Source organism: Herpetosiphon llansteffanensis (assembly GCF_003205875.1).
GTDB classification, from domain to species: Bacteria; Chloroflexota; Chloroflexia; order Chloroflexales; family Herpetosiphonaceae; genus Herpetosiphon; species Herpetosiphon llansteffanensis.
Window position 1 is genome coordinate 1 of record NZ_PUBZ01000040.1, and the last position, 951, is coordinate 951.

Annotated in this window: 2 tRNA genes and 2 rRNA genes; all 4 read left to right on the forward strand. The window is 56.0% G+C overall.

Annotation, left to right across the window (positions count from 1 at the left end):
- A 16S ribosomal RNA gene (locus C5S61_RS02490) occupies positions 1–108 on the forward strand; the annotation flags it as partial.
- Positions 109–221: 113 nt separating this feature from the next.
- Positions 222–298, forward strand: a tRNA-Ile gene (locus C5S61_RS02495).
- Between the two features lie 35 nt (positions 299–333).
- Positions 334–409: transfer RNA gene (locus tag C5S61_RS02500), tRNA-Ala, on the forward strand.
- Between the two features lie 91 nt (positions 410–500).
- Positions 501–951 (forward strand): 23S ribosomal RNA (locus C5S61_RS02505); the annotation flags it as partial.

The window sequence follows — 951 nt, forward strand, 5'->3', positions numbered from 1 at the left end:
GTCCGTGGGCTAACCGCAAGGAGGCAGCGGCCGAGGGTGGGGCTCGTAACTGGGACGAAGTCGTAACAAGGTAGCCGTACCGGAAGGTGTGGCTGGATCACCTCCTTTCTAGGGATAACCACCAACGAGGCGTGGTGACAGAAACAGCAAGAATGATGCAGACGAATGACCGCGACGGCGGCAGCACCCATCAGTGGGCAAGGCTCACTGGGATTAACTAAGGGCGTATAGCTCAGCTGGTTAGAGCGCGATCCTGATAAGATCGAGGTCTCTGGTTCGAGTCCAGATACGCCCACCAGTCAATCTTTAAGATTGACAAAACCCATTGAAAATGGGGCGCTGGCGCAATTGGTAGCGCAACGGTTTTGCATACCGTAGGTTAGGAGTTCGAGTCTCCTGCGCTCCACCAGAACCTTAACAACAGATATAGCGACAATAACTATAGTCAAGAAATTGCATCTATACATTACAGGTTGTCACGCTGCCGAGGCGCGACGACCGATGATCAGCAGGAATGCGAGTGATGGATGCCTAGGCGCACACGACCGAAGAAGGACGGGGACTCCCGCCGAAACGGGTAGGCGAGCCGGAGTCAGGCTGTGACCCTACCATCTCCGAATGGGGCAACCCCACCACCGTGATGGGTGGTGATCCTGTGGTGAATCTATAGTCACAGGAAGGGCACCGGGGGAACTGAAACATCTCACGTACCCCGAGGAACAGAAATAATTCCCGAAGTAGCGGCGAGCGAACCGGGAAGAGCCTAAACGGCGCACGTGTCAAAGCAGGACAGCGTTGCGTGTGCCGGGTTGCGAGACCTCCAGGATAGCATGTCCTTGCTGTCAGTAAGTTACCAATGCCAGTGGTAGGGGAATGGCCCTGGAACGGCCAACCAGAGCGGGTGAGAGTCCCGTACCCGACACTGCTGGCACTTACGCGAGGGATCTCAAG